Origin of the sequence: Tolypothrix sp. FACHB-123 (assembly GCF_014697075.1) — a bacterium.
In the GTDB taxonomy this organism is placed as follows: Bacteria; Cyanobacteriota; Cyanobacteriia; order Cyanobacteriales; family Nostocaceae; genus Aulosira.
Genome location: NZ_JACJRE010000065.1, coordinates 1 through 21,965, shown reverse-complemented (window position 1 = coordinate 21,965; position 21,965 = coordinate 1). Strand labels below are relative to the sequence as shown.

The following is a 21,965-nucleotide window of genomic DNA, read 5'->3' as shown; positions in this document are numbered from 1 at the left end:
ATCTTTAATCGTATAGTTATCTACTAGTGTCGTAGAAATTTCTCAAAAATATCGACTATTTTCTGCAACTCATATTTTTAAAGTTATACATTGACAAAAAGTACTAAATATGAATTATGAATTTTTAGGATTACCTTTGGTTAAATATTGTTTTTCTTACCAGTCGCAGGGGTGAAAAAATTGTGTATTCAATGCCTGAGCAAAAATATCAACGTATCCAACAGGAGTTGATGGCAGGGGCGATCGCTCTCGGCTGTGTTTTCGTGATTGGGACTTTATGGTACTGTCTGGTGGAGGGTTGGTCATGGGAAGATGCTGCTTACATGACGGTAATTACCTTGGCTACTGTGGGATATGGCGAAACCCATCCCCTCGGCAGTCGCGGTAGATTATTTACTATTGCCTTAATTTTGATGGGTGTAATCAATATCGGTTACATTGTCAATAGATTTACTCAAGCAGTAATTGAAGGCTACTTTCAAGAAGGAATTCGACTTAGGCAACAGAGGCGTTTAATGGAATCCTTAACAGGACATTACATCATTTGTGGATTTAGTCGGACAGGACGCCAAATAGCCAAAGAATTTCGGGCAGAAGGCGTGGCCTTCGTTGTCATTGATTCCGAGCTGGAATCTGTGCAAAGAGCGCAAACAGAAGGTTACATAGCATACCAAGGAGATGCCACATTAGATGAATCCCTGGTAAGAGTTGGTATAGAAAGAGCGATTTGTATTGTTGCCGCACTGCCTTCTGATGCAGAAAATTTATACACAGTTTTATCAGCAAAAACACTAAATCCAGGCATCAGAGCGATCGCCAGAGCTAGCACAGAAGAAGCGTTACAAAAATTACAGCGCGGTGGTGCAGATGCGGTGATTTCTCCTTATATTACTGGAGGAAAGCGAATGGCCGCTGCTGCCCTCAGACCCCAAATTTTAGATTTTGTCGATGGTATCCTTTCCGGTTCCGATCGCCAATTGTACATGGAAGAATTTCTCCTAGAACCAGCTTTTTGTCCGTTTGTGGGACAAACCCTACAAAAAGCGAAATTGCGATCGCAAACAGGTGCTTTAGTCTTAGCAATTCGTCGCACTGATGGTAACTTAATTGGCGGCCCTACTGGTGATACAGTCTTAATGCCAGGAGATACTCTTATCTGCATGGGTACAGCAGAACAATTGCGTAGCCTGAACCAAATTCTCGGCCCCATCCTCTCCCAAAAGTTGCGTAAACCCAAAAATAGCTAATTTGGCTAGTTGTCAGTTTTCAATGGTTTTTTCCCCCTTCCTTAATCAAAATATATGAATCAGGGTCAACAAACTGCAATTGCAGGTATATACGAAGTATGTATTGGGATTACAGACCCAATTTATGCAATTCAATATTGGGAACAATTTGGCTATCGAATTGGTAAAGTTGGGGAATTATCTGTTGATATTGCCAAGCAATTATATGGTGTAAATTCGTCTTTACGCTCAATTCGCCTTTATCACCAAGATGCAGATCATGGATTAATTCGCTTGATGATTTGGCAAAATCCCATCAATCAGGGATTAGGAACAGCTTCCATGAAAATTAAAGGAAATCGTTGGGCGACAGCCTTAACTGCTGATACATTAACTATTTTAAATCATGCCGATGAAGCAAAAGCTGCTGGTTGGGATATTCGCTACACACATCCTTATTGGGAAATAATTTATAACAAGGAAAGAAAAAGCCAACCTTTTACTGAACCTGCGGTTGGGGTGCGGGAAATATTATTATTACAACCGTTATCAAGACAAGTTTTCTTCCAAAGATTTGGTTATACAATGCCTCATTATGGACAAATTAACTCTAATGCAACATTTAAGACTAGCCAGTTTACCCACATGGGGTTAATTGTTCAAGATGACAGCAAAGAAACCTTGAATTTTTACGAAGATGTTTTGGGTTTGTTGCGTGTACGGGATGATGTCGAAACTACCTATGAAGCTTCCCCAGCAGGGCGTGATATTTTTGACCTCAATCCTGGGGAAAAATTTATTGTTACCGCCTTTGATGACCCGCGTTCTTCTGTTTATGACTTCATGGCTGCTCGCAGTGGTAGACTTTACATTGTTCGCTTCCCCGAAAGCATCAATTTAGAGTCACGCTTTGAATCCGCACAACCCGGTAGCCTGGGAATGTCATTATATACCTACAGAGTGCGGGGAATTGAAAAATATTGCGATCGCATTCGCCAAAGTTCAGCCCAAAATATAACTAACATCATTAGTAACGAATTTGGCGAGATGAGTTTCTCCTTCCGTTCGCCCGATGGCTATTTCTGGAATTTGGTAGAAAATTGTTGATGGTTAACTGTTGACTGCGGTCACTGAACTTGTTGAAGTGTTGACTATTGACCAATGACAAAATCACAAAAACGATGGCTGATACTGATTTTACTAGCTTTCATATCTGCTTTATCACTAGCGATCGCATCTACAGCTATCAGTATTTATTTGTATGGTAATCAAACTTATACGGCTAAAGCAGAAGCAGCCATTGTTTTAGGCGCAGCCGTTTGGGGAGAAGAACCATCTCCCGTATTTCGTGAAAGAATAAATCACGCAATTAATTTGTATCAAAATCAGCAGATTAATAAAATAATTTTTACTGGCGGAGTTGGCGAACCTAATGAAGCTGCGGAAGCAATAATTGGCAAAAATTATGCTTTAGCAAGACAAGTAAAATTAAATGATATTCTCACTGAAACAGAATCGCGCACGACTTACCAAAATCTCAAAAATGCTCGTTCTGTAGCCTATAATTCCAAATTAAATAAATTTCTGATTGTCAGCGATCCATTGCATATGAAAAGAGCAGTACTGATGGCTAGAAATTTAGACATGGATGCATATCCATCACCTACACCTACTACTCGCTATAGTAGTTTCCGCAGTCAGATAGAGTTTCTGATACGGGAAACTTTTTTTTACTTTGTCTACCTCGTGTTGCAAATTTAGCTAATAGCTGAATTTAGTATATTTTTCCATAAAAATAATTCTGTTTAATTCAGAGGAACCTCAACCGGAGGATAGGTTAGAAGGCTAGAAATAACTATTAAAAGATCCGACCAAAAAAACTATGTTGATGAGAATTTGGGCTGTTACCGTTTTAGTAACTTATTCTTGGTTAATGGCTGAAGTCGTAGCTGCTGAACCAATCCAAGTTGTCGCTGCTTCTCCCCAAAGCGATGCTCAACCAATTATTGTCAATAAAGCTGAATTTGGTGTACAACGAGTTGGTTCTCAAGGTAAAACCACCTTTATTCCTACCTTTAGAGTCCCGCTACAAGAAGGAACTAAATATGGCTGGCAAATTCAACTCAAAAATTACAAAGGTGCAGTAACATGGAGAGAAATTCTCAGATTACCAAAACGTCCAGAAACCTGGGGTGTAGATAGCGGACAAGACTTGATCATATCCCCAGATGGTAAAGAAGCAGTAACGAAGCGCACACAAAATACTACCGATGGCGTGATTAAGAATTTTTGGACGATCGCACCTGGCGATCCCGATGGTAAACATAGAATTCAAGTCTATATTGACGATCGGCTAATTGCTGTGTTCGAGTTTGAAATTGTTCCTCTCCGAAAGCCGAAAGCCGAAGGGAGAATTTAGAACTAACAGCGATTTAGCTGGATGTATTGTTGAAAGCGATCGCAACTCAAGCCCAAATTATCACATGTCGGGGTGGGGTATCCCACCCTTAACGATCCATTCATCACTGGTAGTGATTAACAATTTATCTGACTTATTGTCAAGGCTAATTAAACTTAAATATAAAATTATTCTATTTGTTATCTCAATTAATATCTATATATTTGCGGAATTGATAAATTAGTTTAGCTTTATTATAGCAGTAATTTCACTTGTATCTAAGAAAACGTGACATTTTTGCATCAAGTAGTTAATATATAACTTGATATGTCATCTATTAAATAAATTCCGCCTAATCAGGCTGAAATGTAGATGATAATTCCCAAAAATTAATTACTTATGTATTCAGTCAGATATGAAAAATTATCAACTGCTTCTGGCTATTAATAGAATTGCCATCAAAAATTAATAATTAAATCTTGCAGATTAATTTCTGAAATAACAAACTAAAAATATCTTATTTCTATTCTTAATGAAAGAAATATGACATTTTTTGCTGCTTAATTTTAGTCAGTATATTTTCAGTTTATTGTATATAGTTTTATCGCTGGTATGTCTGGAGCAATCTACCAATGAATTTTAAATACTTCAAGCATTGGAGGAAATACATCTCAATCCAAAGTATTGCGGTTTTGAGTTTGATGTCAATTCCTGACTTATCTATTGCATCCAGCAATCCTCAAGGAGGAATTGACTGGATTGTGGTAATAGATACTTCTGCTTCCATGCGTGGTGTAGGCGGGACAAAGAATATTTTTTCGCAAGTAAAAAATTCTATTACTGAGTTTGTAAATACTGCCAGATTAGGCGATACAGTTACTATTTATAGTTTTGACAAAGATGTCACTCTCAATGCTAATGATATCGCTATTAATAGTAATCCCGACCGAGGAAAGCTCAAGCAAATAATTAACTCGCTTCAGGCGAATGGCGTGCGGACTCATACAGGAAAAGCTGTACAACAAGCGCTACAACATTCCGCTATCTTAAATCAACGAGATAATTCTCTGGGGCGGACTGTCAGCATAGTATTTTTAACTGATGGATTAGAAGATGTCCGGGGTATTGATAATCCTGTTTCTATCCCTAGTAGCACTCAACTTTTAAACCAACAACAATGTAAACCTTATGTATTTTTCGTATCTTTAGGATTAGAAGAACACGAAAAACAATTGAATGAATTTGCGAATAATCCCGCACTTTGTAGTAAAGGACTGGTATTAAGAGATCCGGGAGGAGTGCAGTTAAATAGACTGGCGCAAAATATTCGTCCAGTGTTAGTTAAAGCAAAATTAGATGTAAATTTACCCAGAACAAATTTGCAGCCAGTTTTACCCGGAACTACTAAAAAAATTAAAATTAATAGTATTAGTAATGTTAACTCTACAGTTAATGTACAACTAGAAGATCCTCACCAAAGTGGTATTAGCTTAATTTCTGGCGATCGCTCAATTGATTTAGCTGCGAATCAAGCCAAAAGTATACCTTTAAGCTTACAAATACCAGATCGGGTTCAGGGAGGCGTCCATAACTTGCGCTTGGTGCTGACAACAGCAAATAATGCGATCGCACCCATGACGGTTGATGTACCTGTCACCGTTAAGCCAACGCTGGAATTTTCCCCGACAAAGTTAGATTTTGGGACTACAGAAGTTGGACAATCTACAGCAACTCAAACTTTAGTAGTTAAGAGTAATATTGCCACAACTGCTCAATTACAACTGCAAGGCAATTTTAAAGATATTTCTGTTATAGAATCGCCAAAACCTATATCCTTGCAAGTTGGGGAAACGAAAATTCCTCTGCAATTTCAAGTAAGCGATCGCGGTTCTGAAGGTAAACGCAATTTTACCTTGGTATTACAGCCAGATAACTCCCTTGCAAGTCCTATTAATGCAGAAGTTAATCTGAATATTTTAATTCCACTAGGACGCAAAATTATTACTTGGACGCTCTTAGTGCTGCTGCTATTGCTAATTACTCTCATCGCCATTTGTTTAATTCAACGCAAAACCCCCTGGGAATTAGTCGAAGATTTGCGCACGCGCGATCGCTTAGAAGGAGCGCTGTTAGTCCTCAAACCATTACCAAAATCCTTAGACGACGAAGAGATTAGCCTGACTCGTCTGCATCAAAGTAAAGTTTGTCTCAGTAATTTAATACCAGCAATTGCGGATACCGATGCTGATGCTGAGTTAGTTGTAGCTTGGCGAGCAGGTAAAAAAATTATTGATATTCACTGTTTGAAAGGTGTAATTTTTGTCAATACTAAGAAAGTCGATACAGAAGAACTTTACGACGAGGACATTATCGAAATTGGCGATGTAAAGCTGCAATTTAATTGGATTGCGCATCAAAGACCATTTGAGCCAAACAGTGAGCAAACAAACTTTTAAATCATCTCATAGGAGAGTTCATGTCTAGTAACAGGGTTGAGCGTCCTACCGTTGTCTTTCGTCCTACCGTTGTCATTGGGTTAGGGGGAACAGGTTATGAAGTGGTACTCAAGCTGAAAAAGCGATTTATAGATGTTTATGGCTCAGTACCAGAAATTATTCGGTTTCTTTCTATTGATACTACAGAAAATATTCAAGAACGAGAAAAATCACCGGATGGTAATAAGGTTTTCTTAGAACCTAATGAACTTTATGCAATTTCTGTTGCTAATCCCATACCCTTAACACGTAACGATAATATCAGCGAATGGTGGCCGAAAGATATTCCAGCAACTAGCTTAATTAGTGGTGCGGGACAAATTCGCGCTAGGGGAAGGTTAGCATTATTTGCTAAAGTTGGCGATATTAACGGTTTAATCGCCCAAGCAATCAATACTGTCAGAGAAATTCGCACTAATACACAAGCATATTCAGATAATTTTCAAGTTTCTAACCGTGATGGTGTCGAAGTTTTTATTGTTGGTAGTATAGCAGGTGGAACAGGGAGCGGCACATTTTTAGATGTGGCGTTTTTAACTAGGCAATATTTAAATAGTTTTTCTAATGTTACAGGAGTATTTGTTTTACCAAGAGTATTTGCTAATCTTCCCCAAACTCATTTAATTAAATCTAATGCTTATGGCGCTCTCAAAGAAATTGAACACTTTTGGGGATTATCACCAGCAAATCCAATTGAAGTCGATTATGGAATTTGCAAAGTTAAAGCCGATCGCCCTCCTTTTGACGCAGTATTTTTAATTGATGGTGTCAATAAAAAGGGAACTGTAGTTAACCGTCCTGATGATTTACAAAATTTAGTTGCTGATGGGTTGTACGTACAAATTGGTTCGCAAATTGGTTTAGATGCGGCTAACGTTGCTGATAATATTCGTGCTTACATCGCAACTGGTGAAACAGTAAGAGGACGAAAAATTAATTATTGTAGCTTTGGCTTTGCTACCCTAACTCTACCCACCAAAAAATATGAGCGGATGAAATTAGAAGACGCTCTAAAATTATTGAAAAATGAGTTAATGGGAACGACGATCACCATTGATGTTGATAGCGAAATTGAGCGCTTTCTGCAAGAATGTAAGTTAGCAGAAAATACTATTTTAAATGCGTTAACAGAAATCGAATCTGTTGGACAAATTAAACCAGAATTTAGAATTGGCGAGATGGTCTTTGACCGCACAGCCTTACTCAAAATTAAGGAACTCTACAAGCGGCAATTTGACCAATTTGAACAACGCATAGCCAAAGAACTAACAGCCAATCTTCAGCGTTTAGATCAGGCTGCTACTTCTGCTATTGTTAATGGTTGGGAAAAGGGAATTAATCGTCCTAATGGTTTAGCTTACGTTTGGTATTTTTTAACCAAAATTTCCGAAAAACTAGATGAGTTGCAGCAGTTAGTACAGCGCAAATCTCAAGAAGCTCAACTTAATTTCAACAATTTGAAGTTAGAACCACAAGAAGAAAAAATTACAGAAGCGGCTCAAGCATTCTTTTTAAATAAGAATAATATCCAAGCAGCTTGTCAAAGATATAAAGAACGAGCGGATCACAAATGGAAGATTTATTTACATTGGAAGCGATGTGATAAAGCGGCTGAACTTTATGGTGTGTTGCGTAATAAGGTAGATGTCGTTAAAGAAAAATGTCAGCGTCTACACAGCAACCTAGATAAAGTTTATCGAGACATCGAGCAGAGTTATCAAGATATTAGTCGTCAAGTCAGTAACGATAATCCTTTTATTCATACCATCCAGCGCGTTAATTTGGAATCAAAACGCCCCAAAGTTACAGGTGAAGATTTCATTCGCTGGTATCGAGAAAAATCTCAAACTTTGAGCCATTGGGCAGATAAAAAAGCTGAAAATGTTAGGGATGAATTTATCGAATTTTTAGATGAAACTTACCTACCTCTAACCAGCATGACTGTTGAGGAAGTATTAGCAGATAGCAACCCCGAAGATGCAGGAGAAGATTTACAACAACTCGGTAAATTAGCAGTACCTTTGTGGCAGTATCAAGAAACAGAAATTCCTGCTAAACAGCAGCATGTCATTACAGAATTTTATTACTACGGCGTAGAAAGTAATAAAACCATTTTTAGCACTCCACCTCTAGCAAGCAGAGTACCAAAAAGCAGAACAAATCCGTCTTTTGTCCCCACCGGCGAACCTCATAAAGTTACTTTATTTCGTGTAGAAATAGGTGTACCTTTATTTGCCTTTAATGGTATGAAAGATATGGAATTAGCTTACCTAGATCCAGATAAAGTCTTCAAACACTTAGATCGGCGGTGGACAAACTTAGCTAATTTAATTCCCCCGGAAGATGACGGTGGGGCGTTGCGTTGGTTTGCTTTGGCGCTAGCAACAGAACCATATAAATTGATTGTCAATCAAAAAAGACAATACTCCGTTTATACAGATCAAGCGAGAAAGTTAGAAGGCGGAGTTTTACCTTTGGGAAGCGATCGCAAATCCGCATTTAAAGCTTTTAAAGGTAACCAGCTTTTAGTTAAGGAAATTGCTGACAAAGTTGAAAGTATTACCCACGAAGATCAAGACAAAGCGAGATTAGCTTTGGAGGGCTATATCAATCAAATTAATAAAGTTTTAAGAGAAAACAGGGTAGATGCTCAGATTAAAGAACAGGTAGAAATGGAAATTCAAGAAATTGAAGCCTACCTGGAAGATTTGGATGTGATTATGTAGAGATTAGCCTCATGTCAAAACCAACTATTTTAATTGCACTCGATCCGCACAGTGCTGCTTTTTGTGCAGCCATTAAACGCCAGTTGCAAGAATTATCGACGATCCAAAGTCGTTTAATTCAAACTTACGCTTTAACTTGGGATAATCAAACTTTTGGCTTTAGCACCGATTTAGATCGGTTTGCTGATGGGAGTTTTGATTTAGCTCAAACCCACAGTAAAAAAGCTGCTGTCTCCCAAATCCGCACTCAATTTAACCAAGCGGCTAACCAACTACAAACGGAACTAATCGATTTACTCAAAACCCTAAATCAATTACCAGAAGCGATTGCTGCTAAACGCCAGGGAATAGAAATTGGTAATAGTCATCGCGTCTATCTCATGCTCTCAGCTAGTAATAATTTTGCACCAGGAGTAGTATTTGAGCTAGTACGTTTGATGCGCTGGTTATTTACTAAATATTTCACAGATACACCCCATAGCTTAGAGGCTTTATTACTTTTACCAGGTTTATTTAACCAAGCTACAGCTTTTGATTATGGCGCTGCTTATACATTTCTCAAAGAGCTAGATTACAAAATGACTAGTGGTGTAGTCATTACAGCTAACCAAAAAGTACCGCCTTTTGATAACTGCTGGCTAATTGATGAGCGAATCGGGGGAATCAAAGAGAATTTACTCAGTTATGCTGATGCATTTGCAGGTTTTTTAACTTTGGAGCCAGAAACCAATGGCTTGTTAATTGGTACGCATAAAGTTAGAGGAAAAATACCTGCTTACAGTACTTTTGGCTATGGAGAATTATTTTTTCCCAAAGAAACAATAATTACTCGTTTAAGTAGTGCTTTAGCTGCTGATATCGTTATGAGGCAGTTTTTACCCAGAGCAGAATATACTCCCGAAGCAAATCGCAAGTGGCTATTAGATGCTAAAGATTTAGTCTTGAGTGATGAATTTAATAATGCTTTCCTTCAATTAGAACGAGATAACGGTAAACCAGTATGGCAAGATTTTAACCCACGCCTTGATATCCGTAATGGTATGGCGAAAGAATATGGTATGGAATTGCAGCGTGCTTACCAACAATTTGAAAATCGCGAATTACTTGCTTATAAACGCACGTTAGAAAATTCTAGTAAACAAGCCCAAAAAACTTTAGCCAATTTTTTAGATAACAGCATTAATCGCTATATTGATGCTACACCTAGAGGTTTAAATGAAGCAGTTAAGTTATTAAATTTATTGACTTATTTATACTTAGAACTGCAAACCGATTCAATTAGCGAACAACCAGAAAATCTTGTGACTCAATTGCGATTTGCGGAAGCATTTCTCGATTCTAGATTGCAGGTGACAATTGATAAAGAAGCATCCAAAAAGCTACTCAATCAAGTTTTATCTTTAAAATTACAACGGCAACAATTACAAGATTCTACTGTAGAAAACAGTTCGGAAGTAGATAAAATTCAAGAACAGCTAGAAACCGCGATCGCCGATTATAAACAAGCAGTAAATACAGAAAGCGAACAAGCGCGACAACTGCGGGTAATAGCGATCGCTCACGCACGGGAAACCGCAAGAGAAGAAATTAATCAATCACAAAAACATCTATCTGGTATTGAGAATCAACTGGAAAGCCATACTGATAAACTCAGTGAACTGCTAGCCGAAGAAAGCCTTTTTCGGACTAAATACTTAGTAATTTTCCCTAGTATTGTTGTATTTTTTGTCCTGGCTCTGGTGATTCTTACAGGTATTTTCAGCCAGTCAATACTATGGCTATTATTGCAAAATATCTGGGCTAACTTAGCTAATCATCTGCTAGGAACTGCGGTATTTATTTTAATATATCTAGGGATAGTTTGGCTGAAATACAGCAGTGATATCCGCGATCGCATTCAAAAAGTCCAAAAGCAAATTCAACGCTTAGAAAGCAGTTTAAAAGCCACGGCTGTAGAATTACGCCGCAATTATAACGAGCAACTAAAATTAGAATACGACCTCTATGTGCAAAATCTCCGCGTTGAATCGTTAAATTATTTAATTAAAATAGCTCGACAAAAAACCGAGACTTTACGTACAACTCTTACTAATTTCTCTAGAATATATGATGATTTACTAGCTCAAAATCACAAAGCGACAACTAGCTTTTCCGAAATTCGCCTGTCAGTGCTGACAGATACAGATATTGATAATTATTACGAGAATTTCTTGGCTAAACTACCCACAGAAAAATTCACTCAGGAACAGGTAAAGCGTTCGCAGTCGTGGCAAATGTCTGTGGGAGAATTTCAAAATCTACTCATGTCATTTGCTCGTCAACAGTTTGAGCATTTAACTAATTTGTCAGTTGCAGAAGTATTAAAACAACCGGATTTAATCGCGTCTCATAGTGCCAGCTTACGTTTAAATCAGCTTTACGATAATGCTAAACTCTTGCTAAGGTTGCAAGATATTGATGCACATTTAAACCCAACCTCTCAACGAGAGCTAACTCTGTGGGTGGGAGCTAAAGATAAGGAAGAAATTTTTGCAATTTATAGTCGTTTTAGTCGGACTTTAACAGCTTTATTAGGGGAAGACGAGCAACATTTAGCTCTTTTAACTCGTTCTTTAGGCTTCCCGGCTTATTTTCTCAGTCAGATAGAGTTTTACCGCGACTGTTATGAACGCACTCAAAGCGAACATCCAGCGCCAGAAGAAAACATTCCCGATTTAATTCCTGAGGAAATCGGCTCTAGTCAGGAATTGAAGCTAGCTTATCAAACTCTGCTATTAGCGATCGCGCTAGGGCTATTATCCCAAAATTCTCAAGGTAATTATCAATTCCAAGGTCGTTCGCTAGGTAAAGATAGAGAACAAATCGCCTTAGCTTTAGCAACTGAGTTTACTTTACAAGAACTCTATGGAGAACTCCAAGAACGAATTGAAACTTTTGAACACGATTTAATATACCAGAAATTACAAGAACTAGAAAAAGCTGCTCAGAATTTAACTCAATCGGAACGCAAACTTTTGGATCTGCTACTTTCAGACTATAATCCGCTAAATTAACGCTTTTACAGTTTTAAATTAGCAAAAAGCATCTGTAAGAACAGCTTCAGGAGTTTTAGTTACTTCCAGATGTAGCTATTTTGCTAAACCTCAATTTTGTAATTCAGTTCGTGTTCATCACCTGGTAATCCACGAAAACCCCAATTATGCTTAGGGTTCTCGAAAATTGTTATCTCTAAATCTTGCGCCGTAATCCCTACAGAAAGCGATCGCTCAAACAACAGCTTAATCAATTGTTTTTTCGCGGCTACACTCCGCCCTTCAATCATACTCAACTCGATAATGGTATAACGCTCAGTGCGCCCAGTCGGGTAATAAAAGTCTGACTTATCCAAGGGAAAAAAACGATGCGATCGCTTATTTGCGGGAAACTGTAATGCATCCATTACGCAACTATGAATCACATCTGAAAGTTGTTGCTTGATTGGGTTTAAATAATCCCTAATACCGTAAATTTTGACTTGAACCATAAATTTATCCTCATTTTTGCTCGTTACAGTTAACTTTCTTCAGCACAAATATTTCCTGAGATAGTGGTTAAGAAAATATAACTATGTAGTTAACTTAGTATAAAAACTGCTGTTTAAACTATTAACATTGATGTTTCTACTTGTAGCAGAACATCAATGTCAACCTGGTGAATAGAGCTATTAATAAAATAATTACAATTAGTCTTCATTAGTTGCAAACTACGCAGTATCTTAAAAATAGAGAGTTGATACTGTTTGAGAAACAATGGTAAACTTAACCGAATTTCAGCAGTTAATCGAAACACAGCAATTATCCCTAGAAACTCTACCGAAAGCTCTACAAGCACTGTTTTATGACAAAAAGGGTAATTGGAATCAAGCTCATGAAATAGTGCAAAATGCTAGTGATGTTGACAGCGCTTGGGTTCATGCTTATTTACATCGCAAAGAAGGGGATTTGAGTAATGCTCGTTACTGGTATCGACGTAGCAATCAGCTAGAATTCTCTGGGGAACTCAACCAGGAATGGGAAGCAATTACTTCTTATTTATTGAAAAAGGTGAAATAAGCATGGACGCAGCAGAATTAATCCGCCGTTATACGGGAGGAGAAAGATATTTTCCCGCAGCACATTTAACTAAAGTCAAATTAATTGCAGCTAACTTACCAGGAATCAATTTATGGGGAGCAGACTTGAGTGGAGCTAACTTAGCTAAAGCTAAATTATGGGGAGCAGATTTGAGTAGAACTAACCTAGCACAAGCCAACTTAACTAGAGCAAATTTAAGCGGCGTGAAGCTCAATGAGGCAAATCTCCGGGGAGCCAAGCTGAACTATGCCAAGTTGTATGGAGCCGATTTAACTGGTGCTTACTACGATGAAAGCACTCGATTTAGTATTGGTTTCGATCCAGTTAGTAGAAACATGCGCAAGTTTTAAAAGCTTATCGATCCACACTCAAATATTTATTTTTGAGTGTGTCATTAATTATTAAATTACTTTAAATAGCATTTTTTAAAATTTGTTTTATTTGGGAATTTAATTAAGCTTAGTTTGTAGGGTGTGTTACCCCGTAGGCTAACGCACCTTTAATTGTTAATAATGCGGTGCGCTACGCGAAAACATACCCTAATTTTTTTAAATTATTATTGTATATTGCTATTTTGTAATTTTACTAAATTTGCAGTATCGGGAAAATCACTAAATACCCCATCAACTCCTAAACTAAAAAATAACTCATATTCCTGTTGGGGATTATCTTGAAATTCGAGGGATAAAAATAAATTTTCATTGCGGAATGTCCAAGCATGGACTAGTAAAGACGCTGCATGAGCATCACTAAGTAATGATGTTGCAGACAGCATTTTTTTATTATTATCTATAGGAACGAGCAAATTTTTATGAATTCCTATCGCTTGTGCATATTCGGCAATTTCTTGTAAACCTGATTTTGTGATTAAATCTGTATAAATTCTAGTATCACCATGAACAATAAAATCATAGGGTTTACCTGTATTATTCAACAATTGCACCAAAGGTATATCAGTTTTACTAGCTAAATATTTGAGGTTGCTAACTTCAAAAGATTGAATAAAAATAGGTGTATTTGCGCCTTGATAACCATTAGCTTGTAAAATTGATAGTAAAGGTTCTTCTAAAGCTAATCCGATAGATTGAAAATAACTTGGGTGCTTAGTTTCTGGATAAATGCCAATAGTCCGCCCAACAGCAATACTTTTAGTTTTAGCTAAATCGATAATTTCTTGGAATGTAGGAATTGCAAATAATCCATCATAGTTTGTATTTTGCGATCGCACTTTGGGAATGCGCTCTTTTGCCCGCAGGGTTTTCAGTTCTGCTAAGGTAAAATCTTCTGTAAACCAGCCTGTTTTACTTTCCCCATCAATAATCTTAGTAGTTTGACGTTCAGCAAATTCTGGATGCTGGGCTATATCGGTAGTTTCGGAAATTTCATTTTCGTGACGCGCAACTAATACACCATCTTTGGTTGCAACTAAATCGGGTTCAATATAATCAGCCCCTAAATCAATTGCGAGTTCATAAGCCGCTAATGTATGTTCTGGACGGTAGCCGCTAGCGCCTCTGTGTCCAATAATAATTGGGGCTGTAAATTGCTTAATTGTCTTCATCGCCCTGATTCTAGATAATAGGGTTATTCTTATAATGAGATTCTCTATTTTGAGGAATGCTCAAAACCTCAAAGTCAGTCGCTATACTAGCAAAACATCGTTAAATTTATTTGCTAAGTATTTTGTAAACAGTCAATGATACAGAATCAGCCAGAAACCAAGCGCGTAGCAGAACTACGTCAGTTGTTGCAGCAAGCTAGTTATGCTTATTATGTCCTAGATGCACCGATTATGGAGGATGCTGTCTATGACCAGTTATATCGAGAATTGCAACAATTAGAAATTCAGTATCCAGAACTGATAACACCGGATAGTCCGACTCAGCGGGTGGGTGAAAGACCAGCGACACAGTTTACATCTGTGCGGCATAATATCCCCTTATATAGTCTGGAGAATGCCTTTAATATTGATGAGTTACAAACATGGGATCAGCGTTGGCAAAGACAAGTACCGAAAACTGATGCTGTAGATTATGTTGCAGAACTAAAAATTGATGGTTCTGCGATCGCTCTTACCTATCACAATGGCATACTAACTAGAGGTGCCACTAGGGGTGACGGGGTAACAGGTGAAGATATCACCCAAAATGTGCGCACAATTCGTTCCATTCCTTTGCGTTTAAATTTTGACGGTTTAGAACCTTTAGAAAAGGTAGAAGTTCGGGGTGAGGCGTTTCTACCCTTAGAAGTATTTAAACAAATTAACGAAGAAAGACAAAAAGCTTCTGAGCAATTATTCGCTAATCCCCGCAATGCTGCGGCTGGTACGCTGAGACAGTTAGATTCGCGGATTGTCGCCCGCAGGCGCTTAGATTTCTTTGCTTATACTTTGCACATTCCTGGTAGAGATGATGCCAGTATTGCCAACACTCAATGGCAAGCTCTGGAATTGTTGCAAAAAATGGGTTTTCGCGTCAACCCCAACCATAAATTATGTCCTTCCCTAGCCGATGTAGGCGATTATTACAAATTTTGGGATACGGAACGGCTAAATTTACCTTACATGACCGATGGGGTAGTCGTAAAACTCAATTCCTTTAAACTGCAAGAACAGCTAGGATTTACCCAGAAATTCCCCCGTTGGGCGGTGGCGTTAAAATATCCCGCAGAAGAAGCACCTACCCGCGTGGAAAATATTGCGGTAAATGTGGGGAGAACGGGGGCGTTAACACCATTGGCGGAGATGCGCCCAGTACAATTAGCGGGAACAACAGTATCAAGAGCTACATTACATAATAGCGATCGCATTTCTCAATTAGATATCCGTATTGGCGATACAGTAATCGTTCGCAAAGCTGGGGAGATTATCCCGGAGGTAGTGCGGGTACTGAAAGAACTGCGCCCTGATAATACACAACCGTTTATTATGCCGAGTAATTGTCCAGTTTGCGGACAACCGGTGGTGCGAGAATTGGGTGAAGCTGTTACTCGATGCGTCAATGCTTCCTGTGCGGCGATTCTCAAAGGCGCAATCGAACATTGGGTAAGCCGCGATGCTTTAGATATTAAAGGAATGGGGGAAAAACTAGTACATCAACTCGTAGATAAAGGTTTAGTGCATTCTGTCGCAGATTTATACAACATCACCGAAGCCCAGTTATGTAGCTTAGAAAGAATGGGACAAAAATCGGCACAGAAATTAATTGATGCGATCGCGCAATCAAAAAATCAACCTTGGTCGCGAGTATTGTATGGTTTAGGTATCCGTCATGTTGGTAGCGTTAATGCCCAATTATTAACCGAGAAGTTTAACTCTGTAGATAAATTAGCTCAAGCTAAACAATCAGATATTGCTCTTATTTACGGAATTGGTGTAGAAATTGCCGAATCTGTACATCAATGGTTTCAAATTGCAGCCAATCAAACTTTAATTTCTCGCTTGCAAGCCGCCGGGTTAGAATTAGAAACCACAGAAGAAACAACAATAACTGAAGGTAATCAAAAATTAGCCGGAAAAACTTTTGTAGTCACTGGAACTTTACCCACCTTAAAGCGAGATGACGCCAAAGCTTTAATTCAAAAAGCTGGCGGTAAAGTGACAGATTCAGTCAGTAAAAAAACAGATTACTTACTTGTCGGTGAAGATGCTGGTTCTAAATTAGCCAAAGCCGAATCCTTGGGAATTCCCCAATTAACGGAAGTACAGTTTTTGGCGATGTTAGCAGAGTAGTCATTGTTGACTGTTGACTGTTGACTGTTGAGTGTTAACCATTGGAAGCTTTGCAAAACTAAAGTTAAAATTGCAAGCAAAGTTCAAATCTGAGAGAGCGAACTATGAAGACTGCTGAAAAATTAGCTGCTGGTTGGCTACTTACACTCGGTTTCATGTTTTTAACGATATCAGTCTCAGCAGGAATTCAGAAACATGATATGTTGAAGCCTATCCCAGGTGCAGATGGTAACTCAGGGAAAGAATTTCTTAATAAACCGCGTCTTTATCGCCTTAATTATGAGGCTACCCAAGGTCTGATTTTTGGCGTTCCTACTTTAATTTTAGGGGGATGGCTCAGTTTAGGATTGTATCATCAAAGCAGACAAGAGAAAAAAGCTTTAAATCAACAAATGAGCGATCGCCTGCAATCGATTTTTTATCAAATGCTACAAGAAAATAAAGGGCGTATGACTCTTCTTGGCTTTGCAATAAAATCAGAATTACCTGCAATCGCCGCCAGACAGTATTTAGATGAGAAAGCTAAAGAATTCAATGCTAATTTTAAAGTCAGCGAAGATGGGACTGTATCATATCATTTTGAGATTTAGATGTTTCAGGGACTAGGGGCTAGGGACTAGAGGCTAGAGGCTAAAGATTTTCATGTTTGCTTGTGGGATTTTCCCGTGAATGGCTAACTTGAAAGAGTAATGTCTCCCTTCTTTTTCTGCTTTCATTCCTACATCTTCTTCACCAATCTACGCCTAAGTATAATGACGCAGATTTTTGTAAGTATAGCTGCCATTTTAGGCGGTTTATCTGTTGCCGCTGGTGCCTTTGGTGCTCATGCTTTACGGGACAAAATCAGCGAGCGATCGCTGGAGATTTTTGATATTGGTGCTAGGTATCAAATGTACCATGCTCTCGCACTGTTATTAGTAGGATTACTACTAAGCCGCACCGAGTCGCCACCCTCTACCCTCATAGCCAGTGGTTGGTTGTTTATTCTCGGTATTGCCATATTCTCCGGGAGTTTGTACGCCTTGAGTTTAACTGGTGTTAAATCTTTGGGAGCAATTGCACCTTTGGGAGGTGCAGCTTTTATTGCTGGTTGGGGTGCTTTAGCCTTTGCGGCTTGGAGTTTAAAACTTTGATTGTTGACTGTTGACTTTTGTACGGGCGGGTTCACAGATATCCTCACTGATTCATGAAGATCTTCCATAAACCCGCCCCTACTGACTGTTGATGGTTCACGGTTAACAATCAACAGCCATAAAAATACCCCCTATTGGGGGTTTTTGCTGCGGTTCATGTTTCTTGAGAAAACACAAGAGGATAATTTAGGTTCGGTATAACGACAGACGATAAGTTAGGTTCGGTATAAGGTGTTCTGTATATGCGCCCATATTAACAGCTAAATCAGTAAATGCAAGGGGCGATCGCGGATTCTTCAAAATTGCTTTATCAAAACTGGGCAAAACTCGCTCAGACACAGGAATTCCCCAACTAAATTTAGTTGGGGGGATGATTAAACTTAAGGCTTTTGTGTGGCGATCGCTAACCTTGCACCCTTAACCTGACGCACTTGATCCATAATCGTGACAATCTCCCCATGTTCCACTTGACGATCGGCGTTAATCACTACAATCGTGTCTGGGGTGGAACCAACCATTCCCCGTAGCTGTTCAGCTAGTACATCAACCGTTGTCGGCTGTTTATTCAAGCTAATTTTGCCGTTAGCTTCTACTGTTACAGTAATTTTGCTGGGTACTTGCGACTGTTGCGAAGTTGAAGCTTGGGGTAAATTGACGGGTAATCCTTCTTGGCGCGTCAGAAATAGGGTGGACATGATGAAAAACGTCAAAATCGCAAATATTACGTCAATCATCGGCACAATATTTATCTGTGCTGGAATATCCGCTTCATCTGGTAGACGCATAAACTTTTTCTCCTCCTCGTTCGTAACGACGGCGATATAACAGCTCTAATTGCCCACCATATTCCTGAATCAATCCAGTTTGACGTTGAGCTAGTCCGCGAAAAGAATTAGCAAAGAACAGGGTGAAAATTGCCACAATTAAGCCAGACGCTGTGGAAACCAGTGCTTCGCTGATCCCCGATGTCACACCTGCGGTTTTTGTCCCGCCAACATCACCAAGATTGAGAGAAGCGAATGAAACAATCAAACCTAGCACCGTTCCTAACAAGCCAAATAATGGTGAAAGACCGATAATTGTGTCAAAAATTGTGTTAAAACGCTTAATAATCGGTAATTCTGCTTGCGCTTCACTTTCCAAGGCCAAGCGAAACTCTTCTGGTGTCGGTTCTTCCAATTCCAAAGCAGCTAGGAAAATTCGGGGAATCGGTAAATTCGCATTCTGACGGGATTTTTCGATTGCTCCCACCACATTATCCATCCGGTAGAGATTGAGAATTTCTCGCACCACCTTGCTTTGGCGGGTATTGATTCGATACCAAAACCGCACCCGCTCAACAATCAAAGCTACCGCCACAATAGAGAACGCCAGCAGAGGCCACATTACCACGCCACCTGCGCTGAATAACTGTTTTATCCCCATAGATCCTTTGGTTTAATTTCAATGAATATGCTGATGCTGTAAGTTTTTGGTCAAATTGAGATCTACTCTCAATTGAGAATTATAGAATACTGCAAATACTTCTCAACTTGATGTGAAAGTATAATGACAGAAAACGCATTGATTATTCAAGTAGGATTAATCCAATTGTTCTAGCTTGATGCCTGACACGATGTCATAGTTGAAAACTAACGCAAAAGTAATAGTCAGGATATTTACAGAGATTGATTGACTTTTGCTCCAGGACACTTTAACCTTTTTAGTGAGAATATCTAGCAACATACTTATGAGCTTCTCCGGCACTACTTTCGAGCAGCGCGAGAAAGAAACAAAGGCGCTTAAAGGTTTTTTGGTTCTGAGTCTAATTGGTTCCCTCGGCTTCCATGTAGCGGTACTCGCTTCTGGGATTGGTAATTATTTCTCTAGAGTGTCCCCTCTGGAAGAGGAACCTATCGAGTTTACAATTCTTGACACCCCCGAAGAGAAAAAGTTAGAAGAAGAACCAAAGCCGGAGAAGTCTCCTCAAAAGTTGGCAATCCAAGAAAAAACAGAAATTCTGGCAAGTTCTACAAGTAACCCCAAAACTGAAAGTATTATCAAACCTGAAAATCCGGTACAGCCAGTTCCCCTTCCAGCCAAGGTGGAATTACCTCCCCCTAAACCTGTGGTACCAGAGCCACCTATCCAAAAGTTGGTTGAAAACTTAAAAAAACCTATCGAACCGCTGAAAACTCAAGTTCAGCCAGAAACAACCGCAACAAATATAGCCCCAAAACCAGTTAACAACGCTCCAGAAAAACCCGTAGACAAATCTGTTGCTTTATCTAACACAAGTTCCAGTAGTAAGTTACGCGATACTCTACGCGGAATTAGAGATTCTCAAGCAAGTCAGTCAACACCAGGAAATGGTACACCTGGGGGTGGCGGCGGTGGCGGCGGCGGTGGAACATCCGTCTTAACTGGTAACGGTTCTGGCAGTATTGGTGGTTCTGGTACAGGAACAGGTACTGGTATTGGTAGCGGTTCTGGTTCTGGTATTGGTAACGGCAATGGTTCCGGTGTCGGTAGCGGTTCTGGTTCTGGTATTGGTAACGGCAATGGTTCTGGTGTTGGTAATGGCAATGGTGGTAATGGCGGAGTACCTATAGCTACTGCACCTACAACCCCGAAGTTACCTAGTAATGGAGATGGAGAAGGTAATTCTCGGCGTGGCGGTGATGGTCGCGCCGCTTGTCAAGAGTGTAATGTTAGATACTCAGATAGAGCCAGACGGCGCAAGGCAGAAGGCAGAGTAAACGTAGCTGTTGATACTGATGTAAATGGTAATGTTACTAATGTGAGATTACTTGGTTCCAGTGGCGATAGAGAATTAGATGAAGAACACCTACGCCAAGCTAGAAACTGGAAACTGAAGCCTTCTGAGAGAGGGAGACAAGGAGTACAGATAGCTACAGAGTATGCGATCCAAGGTTCGCGTCGCCATAGCCAAGTCAGGAAGCAGCAACAGGAACGCCAAGAACGTGAAAGACAGAGAGAAACAGCAGCAGCCTCTTCTAACAACAATTCTAGTCAAGAAACACCAAGACGCAGACGGCGTTTAGAAGCAGCGACTTCTGGAGGTAACGATGTTCCTGTCAGATCAACAAGACAAAGGGAGCAAAGTGCTACTAACAGTACAGAATCCAGAATTAACCGGAGATTGCGGCGTACCAACACTACAGAAGCGACACCAACAAGGGTACAAAGTTCGGAAAATTCTTTGAGTAATCGTCTGCGACGGCGATCGCGGGAAGTGACAGCGGATGTGAGAACATCAGGACAAACAACGCAAAATTTATTGAGAAGACGGCGGCGGACTTTGAAACCATCTGCGCCAGCGTCGGATAGTGGTAGTCGTTTGCGGGATGCTCTGCGTCGTAGTCGTCAGTCTACTCCTACTGCTGCACCTAGTCCGAGTACAACAACACCGTAGGTGTGCCCTTCTCCTTCGCTCACGCTACTTTGTTGGCTTCGACTGCGCTCAGCCAACACTCTCTGGTACATTCTTGAATAGGAAATTTTGATTTTTTATTCTGTGCGATCGCTTTTTTCTCTGCGGTTTAAATGATCATTGGTTGAACCGCAGAGAACGCAGAGATTTAACACGATTTCACAAAAATACTTTGGGCTGTTTCCTGATCCAAAGCGGTGCGGGTTCTGCCAACTGTGATGATGTAGGATGGAAAGCGTTGCTCTAGCACTAAATTACTACCTGGTAAAATACCGAATGCCATGAGCTTGTGTAAAATTGCATCATCTTCAGTTTGCAAACAAACTACCGTTTGTGGTTGACCAATTTTGACTGTTGGTAAGGCGTTCATCTTAAAATTGCACTCCAAAGAAGGTTAAGCCAAGGTTGACAAGATATCCCATCAAAAAAGCAAAGGGGAAAATAAATAATACGATCGCAGTTGTAATTTTTGCGCCCCGTTCTTTAATTAGCATTTGCAATTGAGCAACACAGGGTAGAAACAATGTCAAAACAATCGCCGCTACGACTAACTGATTACCTGTGAGGCTACCTTGTTGTTGTAAATCAAATAGTCCGGCTGCACCATAATCTAGGGGAAACGCATCTTATTTCCTAATAAAAACTAAGAGAGATTTCAAAATGACATTGATAATTGTAAAAATTCCGGCAATGATAAATAAAACAAATAAAA

General features: G+C 39.5%; 19 protein-coding genes. 13 read left to right on the top strand and 6 right to left on the bottom strand.

Going from position 1 to position 21,965, the window contains the following annotated elements:
* Window positions 1–182: 182 nt before the first annotated feature.
* The 7 genes from H6G41_RS28530 (at window position 183) to H6G41_RS28500 (ending at window position 11,898) form a co-directional block, all read left to right on the top strand.
* Window positions 183–1,247 carry a potassium channel protein gene (locus H6G41_RS28530; RefSeq protein WP_308796624.1) on the top strand — a complete coding sequence of 355 codons (1,065 nt, stop codon included), beginning with the start codon at window positions 183–185 and terminating at the stop codon, window positions 1,245–1,247.
* Between the two features lie 54 nt (window positions 1,248–1,301).
* Window positions 1,302–2,333 carry a VOC family protein gene (locus tag H6G41_RS28525; protein ID WP_190750961.1) on the top strand — a complete coding sequence of 344 codons (1,032 nt, stop codon included), beginning with the start codon at window positions 1,302–1,304 and terminating at the stop codon, window positions 2,331–2,333.
* A gap of 54 nt (window positions 2,334–2,387) precedes the next feature.
* Window positions 2,388–2,987 carry a YdcF family protein gene (locus H6G41_RS28520; protein ID WP_190750959.1) on the top strand — a complete coding sequence of 200 codons (600 nt, stop codon included), beginning with the start codon at window positions 2,388–2,390 and terminating at the stop codon, window positions 2,985–2,987.
* Window positions 2,988–3,114: 127 nt separating this feature from the next.
* Window positions 3,115–3,645: a hypothetical protein gene (locus tag H6G41_RS28515; RefSeq protein WP_190750999.1), complete on the top strand. Its 531-nt coding sequence runs from the start codon at window positions 3,115–3,117 to the stop codon at window positions 3,643–3,645.
* Between the two features lie 611 nt (window positions 3,646–4,256).
* Window positions 4,257–6,080, top strand: a complete 1,824-nt coding sequence (locus H6G41_RS28510) for a vWA domain-containing protein (RefSeq protein WP_190750957.1) — start codon at window positions 4,257–4,259, stop codon at window positions 6,078–6,080.
* A gap of 20 nt (window positions 6,081–6,100) precedes the next feature.
* On the top strand, window positions 6,101–8,845 hold the full coding sequence (locus tag H6G41_RS28505; protein WP_190750955.1) for a tubulin-like doman-containing protein: 2,745 nt from the start codon (window positions 6,101–6,103) through the stop codon (window positions 8,843–8,845).
* Window positions 8,846–8,856: 11 nt separating this feature from the next.
* Entirely contained in the window at window positions 8,857–11,898 is a 3,042-nt protein-coding gene (locus H6G41_RS28500) for a hypothetical protein (RefSeq protein ID WP_190750953.1), read from the top strand.
* Between the two features lie 83 nt (window positions 11,899–11,981).
* Here the strand turns inward: H6G41_RS28500 and H6G41_RS28495 are convergent, their stop codons facing one another.
* Complete coding sequence (locus H6G41_RS28495; protein ID WP_190750951.1) at window positions 11,982–12,368, bottom strand: tautomerase family protein; 387 nt, start codon at window positions 12,366–12,368, stop codon at window positions 11,982–11,984.
* Between the two features lie 265 nt (window positions 12,369–12,633).
* On the opposite strand from H6G41_RS28495, the gene H6G41_RS28490 reads away from it, so the two are divergent.
* The gene (locus H6G41_RS28490; protein WP_190750949.1) at window positions 12,634–12,936 is read left to right on the top strand and encodes a hypothetical protein; all 303 of its coding nucleotides are present in this window, start codon (window positions 12,634–12,636) and stop codon (window positions 12,934–12,936) included.
* 2 nt (window positions 12,937–12,938) lie between these two features.
* Complete coding sequence (locus H6G41_RS28485; protein ID WP_190750947.1) at window positions 12,939–13,307, top strand: pentapeptide repeat-containing protein; 369 nt, start codon at window positions 12,939–12,941, stop codon at window positions 13,305–13,307.
* A 206-nt stretch (window positions 13,308–13,513) separates the two neighbouring features.
* On the opposite strand, the gene H6G41_RS28480 is transcribed toward H6G41_RS28485, so the two are convergent.
* Window positions 13,514–14,518 (bottom strand): glycerophosphodiester phosphodiesterase, encoded by a 1,005-nt coding sequence (locus H6G41_RS28480; protein ID WP_190750946.1) that lies wholly within the window; start codon window positions 14,516–14,518, stop codon window positions 13,514–13,516.
* 135 nt (window positions 14,519–14,653) lie between these two features.
* On the opposite strand from H6G41_RS28480, the gene ligA reads away from it, so the two are divergent.
* The 3 genes from ligA (at window position 14,654) to H6G41_RS28465 (ending at window position 17,820) form a co-directional block, all read left to right on the top strand.
* Window positions 14,654–16,687, top strand: coding sequence for an NAD-dependent DNA ligase LigA (gene ligA, locus H6G41_RS28475; protein WP_190750944.1), 2,034 nt, complete (start codon window positions 14,654–14,656; stop codon window positions 16,685–16,687).
* A 104-nt stretch (window positions 16,688–16,791) separates the two neighbouring features.
* Window positions 16,792–17,277 (top strand): hypothetical protein, encoded by a 486-nt coding sequence (locus H6G41_RS28470; protein ID WP_190750942.1) that lies wholly within the window; start codon window positions 16,792–16,794, stop codon window positions 17,275–17,277.
* Window positions 17,278–17,439: 162 nt separating this feature from the next.
* Entirely contained in the window at window positions 17,440–17,820 is a 381-nt protein-coding gene (locus tag H6G41_RS28465; RefSeq protein ID WP_190750940.1) for a DUF423 domain-containing protein, read from the top strand.
* Window positions 17,821–18,006: 186 nt separating this feature from the next.
* Here the strand turns inward: H6G41_RS28465 and H6G41_RS28460 are convergent, their stop codons facing one another.
* From H6G41_RS28460 to H6G41_RS28450, 3 genes are read right to left on the bottom strand one after another with little or no spacing between them, the layout of a single operon-like run.
* On the bottom strand, window positions 18,007–18,159 hold the full coding sequence (locus H6G41_RS28460) for a hypothetical protein (protein ID WP_190750938.1): 153 nt from the start codon (window positions 18,157–18,159) through the stop codon (window positions 18,007–18,009).
* Window positions 18,160–18,200: 41 nt separating this feature from the next.
* Window positions 18,201–18,605: a biopolymer transporter ExbD gene (locus H6G41_RS28455; protein WP_190750936.1), complete on the bottom strand. Its 405-nt coding sequence runs from the start codon at window positions 18,603–18,605 to the stop codon at window positions 18,201–18,203.
* On the bottom strand, window positions 18,589–19,245 hold the full coding sequence (locus H6G41_RS28450) for a MotA/TolQ/ExbB proton channel family protein (RefSeq protein ID WP_190750934.1): 657 nt from the start codon (window positions 19,243–19,245) through the stop codon (window positions 18,589–18,591). The genes H6G41_RS28455 and H6G41_RS28450 overlap by 17 nt, the downstream gene beginning before the upstream one ends.
* Window positions 19,246–19,549: 304 nt before the next feature.
* On the opposite strand from H6G41_RS28450, the gene H6G41_RS28445 reads away from it, so the two are divergent.
* Window positions 19,550–21,235 (top strand): energy transducer TonB, encoded by a 1,686-nt coding sequence (locus H6G41_RS28445; RefSeq protein WP_190750932.1) that lies wholly within the window; start codon window positions 19,550–19,552, stop codon window positions 21,233–21,235.
* Between the two features lie 166 nt (window positions 21,236–21,401).
* On the opposite strand, the gene H6G41_RS28440 is transcribed toward H6G41_RS28445, so the two are convergent.
* Complete coding sequence (locus H6G41_RS28440; RefSeq protein ID WP_190750929.1) at window positions 21,402–21,623, bottom strand: FeoA family protein; 222 nt, start codon at window positions 21,621–21,623, stop codon at window positions 21,402–21,404.
* Window positions 21,624–21,965: the final 342 nt, after the last annotated feature.